This window comes from Calothrix rhizosoleniae SC01 (genome assembly GCF_900185595.1).
GTDB lineage: Bacteria > Cyanobacteriota > Cyanobacteriia > Cyanobacteriales > Nostocaceae > Calothrix_A > Calothrix_A rhizosoleniae.
Window position 1 is genome coordinate 1 of the sequence record NZ_FYBH01000162.1, and the last position, 5,363, is coordinate 5,363.

Annotated in this window: 4 protein-coding genes; 3 read left to right on the forward strand and 1 reads right to left on the reverse strand. The window is 40.4% G+C overall.

The window, feature by feature from the left end:
* Nucleotides 1–198: 198 nt before the first annotated feature.
* Nucleotides 199–1,839, reverse strand: coding sequence for a DUF655 domain-containing protein (locus CALSC_RS09790; RefSeq protein WP_407641903.1), 1,641 nt, complete (start codon nucleotides 1,837–1,839; stop codon nucleotides 199–201).
* Nucleotides 1,840–1,907: 68 nt separating this feature from the next.
* Here CALSC_RS09790 and CALSC_RS09795 point away from each other — a divergent pair, with 68 nt between their 5' ends.
* From CALSC_RS09795 to CALSC_RS09805, 3 genes are all read left to right on the forward strand, one after another.
* Nucleotides 1,908–3,077 carry a cysteine desulfurase family protein gene (locus CALSC_RS09795; RefSeq protein WP_088241172.1) on the forward strand — a complete coding sequence of 390 codons (1,170 nt, stop codon included), beginning with the start codon at nucleotides 1,908–1,910 and terminating at the stop codon, nucleotides 3,075–3,077.
* Between the two features lie 157 nt (nucleotides 3,078–3,234).
* A complete protein-coding gene (locus CALSC_RS09800) occupies nucleotides 3,235–3,972 on the forward strand; it encodes a DUF1995 family protein (RefSeq protein WP_088241169.1) in 738 nt (245 codons plus the stop codon).
* Nucleotides 3,973–4,122: 150 nt separating this feature from the next.
* Complete coding sequence (locus CALSC_RS09805) at nucleotides 4,123–4,989, forward strand: DUF5895 domain-containing protein (RefSeq protein ID WP_088241170.1); 867 nt, start codon at nucleotides 4,123–4,125, stop codon at nucleotides 4,987–4,989.
* The last annotated feature ends 374 nt before the right edge of the window (nucleotides 4,990–5,363 follow it).

The following is a 5,363-nucleotide window of genomic DNA, read 5'->3' on the forward strand; positions in this document are numbered from 1 at the left end:
AGGTGTACTAGGGTGTCTCCTTCTTTAACTTGAAAGGAGACGCGATCAACTACGGCTAAATTGTTGTACTCTTTAGTGAGATTGATTGCCTCAATCATCCGTTAAATGTAAATTATTTGTGTCTTTTTAGCATAGCAACCAAACTTTAATTATCCAGTCAAGATATTGTTACATTTTATTTTCATTAGTTCACTCATCTTACCAAGTGACGCGATCGCTCAATTTTTGACTCATTTTACGACCGATTCCCGGAACTCTTTCTAAATCCTCTAAAGATGTAAAGGGTTTTTGCTGTCTGGTTTTAATTATTCTTTGTGCCAATTTTTTACCTACCCCTGGCAAGGTATCTAACTCTGATAAATTAGCAGTATTAATGTTCACCTTTTTTATCTGTTTTTGGACAAAAGATGATGGAGATAATATTTGGGGACATTGTTGTATTTGTAGTTTAATTTTTTGTTGAACTTTTGCTGGTACACCTAATTGGGCATCTGTATATAGACGTTCCCATTCCCGTTGATAATGGGCAGCAACTACAGGATTTTCAATGATTAATAGGGTTTCATCGTTATTATGATTGGCGATATTAGACCAGTTGTGGGAACCAGTAATAACAATTTTTTGATCTACAATGGCAAACTTATGATGTAGTAAATCCCCTTTAGCTAATAAAGGTGTACCAACGGTGGTAATTGGATTTTTCCACGGGCGATTATCAAGTTCATATTTACATTTATTACTCAGAGCAACCCCCATCATATCCATCCCTTCACTGTAAGGACGATAAGCAAATCCAGGGTCAATTAAAGTTCTAACTTTAATCCCTTGTTGATGACGATTTTCTAATATATTGGCCAGACGTTGTTCCGAAAATACAAATAATGCCATATCCACAGATTTGCTGGCATTCTCTAATTGTTTGCCAATTAAACCATTAGTAGTACGACTCCAAACTTGTTTAGGAGAATGAGGAGAAAAAGCCACAGTCAGTTTACTATTACCCAAATCGACTTTTTGCGGTTCTCTAACTGGCTTATGAGTTCCAAATTTACTATTATTTTTACCACCGGGGCCATCTCCCCACATAATATTAAATTCTTGTGTGATGATTGATGCTAATTCCGGACTATCAATCTTTAATAAATTATTAGTATTACCTAAACTATTGGGTTTATTGAAATCTCCATGAATCCCACTCAAAGTAAAATTTGCCGAAGTAATAATGACAAAGCGCTGATCAACAACCACAAATTTATGATGCATTAAGCCACTACCCAGAGAACCATCTTCCTTATCATCAATTATGGGAACTTGAGCATTATTTAATATTACTAAAGCATCCCTTTGATTAATCTCTTGAGGACTGAGTTGATTATCTGCATCTATATCTAAAAATTTCCGAAAATCTGTATATCTTCTCCGTTGTCTGGGAGTAAAATTACTAACTTCTTCCGGGGTGAAACTACTCCAAGGACGGCTATAGGTATTTTCTAAAATTAACCTAACCTTTACCCCTTGTTGATGCTTTTTGGCTATGGCTTGAGCTACCTTAGGTAAGCGTAGTTCTTGCACTGCTATGTCAACTGTGGATTTAGCTTGAGCAATAGTTGTAACAATTTGTGCTTCTAAATTCTCTCCCTGGCGAGTTAGCTGGCGATAAGGCTCGAAATATTGAGAAGATGGGGAATGATTAAAGTAAACTTGAACTAAGGGATCTTGTGGTAAAGATTCTACAAGTTCTTCTTGGCGATCGCCAAATTTGACTCTTTGACAGGCAGTCATAGTCAGTGCCAGTAAAACAATAGCTCGCCAACGCCATTGGTGGGGAAAAATCTTCACTTTAGTCTACTAAAAATGGATTTGGGGTGGACAAAGCTATGGTTCCCGTTCAAAAATACAATTCAGCAATGCAAATTTACCTAGACTACAGCGCCACTACTCCGACTAGCCCAGAAGCGATCGCTACCATGCAAGCTGTGCTTACCCAAGAATGGGGAAATCCTTCTAGTTTGCATATGTGGGGACAAAGGGCTGCTACGGTTTTGGAAACAGCTAGAATGCAAGTGGGAGAATTAATTAATGCCCCCACTTCAGAATCAATAGTTTTTACCTCTGGGGGTACGGAGTCAAATAATTTAGCAATTATGGGGGTTGTTCGCCAGTATTCTAGTCCTCAACATCTAATTATTTCTGGGGTTGAACACTCAGCAGTTGCCGAACCAGTCAAATTGTTGGAACAGTGGGGATGGCAAGTAACTCGTTTACCAGTAGATTCTAAAGGTAGGGTGAATCCCCTAGACTTACAAGCTGGTTTGCAAAATAACACCGTGTTGGTATCGGTAATTTATGGGCAAAGTGAAGTGGGAACTGTCCAACCCATCGAAGAACTAGCAAATATTGCCCGTAGGGCGGGAGTATTGTTCCATACAGATGCAGTACAAGCGGCGGGACGTTTACCGATTGATGTACAAAGCCTGAACGTAGACTTACTGAGTATTTCTAGCCACAAGATATATGGCCCCCAAGGAGTAGGAGCCTTATATGTGCGTCCTGGAGTAGAGTTATTACCTTTGATGGGTGGTGGTGGGCAAGAAATGGGTTTGCGCTCTGGAACCCAACCAATATCAATTATTGCCGGGTTTGGCATAGCAGCAGAATTGGCATTACAAGAAATGCCCGCAGAAACACCCCGATTAATTGAACTACGCGATCGCTTGTTTGCCAGATTAGCTGATACTCCCGATCTCATTCCTACAGGGGACTTAATTCAACGTTTACCCCACCATGTGAGTTTTTGCCTCCAAAATGCGAATGGGGAACTCCTCAATGGTAGAACTGTAGTCAGACAGATGAATTTAGCTGGTATTGGCATCAGTGCTGGGGCTGCTTGTAGTAGTGGTAAACTTAGCCCCAGCCGAGTACTGTTAGCAATGGGATATGAAGACAAACCAGCCTTGGGTGCAGTCCGGATGACCCTAGGACGTTATACCCAGTCAGCAGATATTGATTGGGTAGCGATCGCACTTAGTCAAATCTTAGAACGTCTCCAACCAATGGAATTATCTGCTGTCAGTTAATTGCTCTCTACATTCATGTATGGAGTTTCCCCCTGCCCCCTGCTCCCTGCCCTCTGCTCCCTGCACCCTGCCTCTGACTGACCCCAGCTTTATGAATATCGCCAGATAATGTATGTTAATTGGTGCTGGATTACATCATTTTTAAAACACCTTTAATATGAGTGAACTTCCCAATAGCCTTGAAGATGCCATCGCCCAAGCAGGTGCAGCCATACAAGCAGCCTTGGCTGATGGACAAACTAAATTACAAGTTGAGTTACTGTTTCCAGAACTGAAGCTAATGCCCCTAGCAGAGCAATTTTTGCCATTCTTTCAGGAATATGGGGACAAACTCAAAGTATTTTTTGCTGATGCTGGTGCTGCTGGTCTTGCCCGTCGTGACTGGGCAGATATAGAGTTTAAAATTGAGGACATTGGTACAGGTAGAGGTTCCTCCGCCGCCTCGAAAATTCAACCAGAGGATGAAATATTTTTATTTATTACCCCTACCTCTGTGGAAGTTAACCAACTAGAAAAGCTGTGTGAAATAATAGACCCACGCCCCTTAGTGATTTTAAATCCCCGTTTGGAAGATTCTGGAGTCGTAGGTATTGGTTATGCAGCCAGACAAACCCGCGATCGCTTTATCAGCACCATTGAATCTATTTACTATTTACGTCCCATCTTTGACGAAGCTGCTGTTATGCGCTCCTATCCTGGATTATGGGAAATATGGCAAGCAAAAGATGGGGAATATGAAAAAATTGCTGAATTACCTAGAAAGCCATCTGGTGATGAGATAGATGCAATTTTAGCTTCTCAAAGACAAACAACAACATCAGACTCAGAACAACCAGCCAATAAGCCTAGTGTGTTTCGAGGTTTACAGCGATTCATTCGAGCTTTACGCAATTAGACTCAGATTCAACAAATCTTCTTGTTACAATCTACTGCAAAAGCTTTAGTCTGACTCGGAACAATGGTAAAAATGGATTAATTGGTGATTTTTTGTCTTCACACCAAATCAACTTAATCTGCACAACACCTTTGTTCGCCCAATTTAAAGATGAAAGCATCTGCAAAATTCGACTTTGAGGATGAGAAGTTCAATGCACCACCTTCTCAGGTTATTCCCTGGTGTCAAATGATTAATCCCCGTTACGGAGATGATGGCATCCAGTCCTATGGTTTAGCCATTAAACTAGATAATGCCCATGCTGTTGGGTTTCAACCCGATGAAAATTGGCAGCAGGTGGATCATGCATTTAGTTCAGGTGTGGAGACAGTTTATATTACCACCACTCCCAAAATAGCGATCGTGCGTAGGGGGCCACTTTCTGTTAAAGATCGGGAAACAGGACTCAAATTAGGCACCCTCAGAGATAATTATGATGCTTTTTTAGCAGACAAACTAAAATTTAAAACCTTTACTCGGTACTTGATTTTTTTAGTTGGTAATAATAAGAAATTTTTGCATGATTTACCTTTACAATTAACCGTCAATGGTGCCGCAGGAGCAAGTTTTAGCAAGGGTTACTGCGAATATCAACAGGGAAGGATAATTAGTGGATTTATGGGTGAATTAGAAAAGGCTTATGCCGGATATCGCCGACAAGCTGTCACCCCAAAAGGCCCATTATTCCACGCCCACGGCATTTTTTGCCCCATCATTGAATGTGAAGAACGGGGAATTGACCCTAATATAGTATTGGTGGCTTCCACTGTTGATTATCAGCATCCTACTGCTGGGACACTGACAGAATATATGATTGCTTCTGATTCCCCTGAGTCCGAAATCATCTCTAAGTATTTTGAAGAATATAAGGATTTTGGCAAGGAGAGTATTAAGATAGATACGCCGAAAGTCCCAGCAACCGTATCCAGTTCTTATATCTATGCTGATGAAGATGATTTTGGCTATCCTCCCTATTAATGTAGATAGGGCTTGCTGAAAAAGTCTTTTGGTGGGGGTAGGGAGTAGGGAGTAGGGAGTAGGGAGTAGTTCCAGCCTCTTTATTTCTATTCTTTTTGCCAGAAAAAATAACAGATGCAAGGATTTTAGGTTTAAAATCCTAATTTCCTTGCACTTATTTACCAATAAAATAGCCTCAAAGCATTGATAAATCAACATTTTTCAGTTATTCAGCAGACCCTAGATAGGTGTTGGTGAATCAGAATATGAATTCATCTCATGGGAAGGTTCATGAGAGTAAGAGTTATAAATACCTCTTTTTTTGACATTTTGACTCCGCTCGATGTGAAAACTGAGCGGAGCCGAAGGTTTAATTTTATATTTCAAATCAACAA

Bases quoted from the DNA above. Each gene is read 5' to 3' on its own strand.
- CALSC_RS09795 (WP_088241172.1), top strand. From the start codon at position 1,908: ATGCAAATTTACCTAGACTACAGCGCCACTACTCCGACTAGCCCAGAA.
- CALSC_RS09800 (WP_088241169.1), top strand. From the start codon at position 3,235: ATGAGTGAACTTCCCAATAGCCTTGAAGATGCCATCGCCCAAGCAGGT.
- CALSC_RS09805 (WP_088241170.1), top strand. From the start codon at position 4,123: ATGAAAGCATCTGCAAAATTCGACTTTGAGGATGAGAAGTTCAATGCA.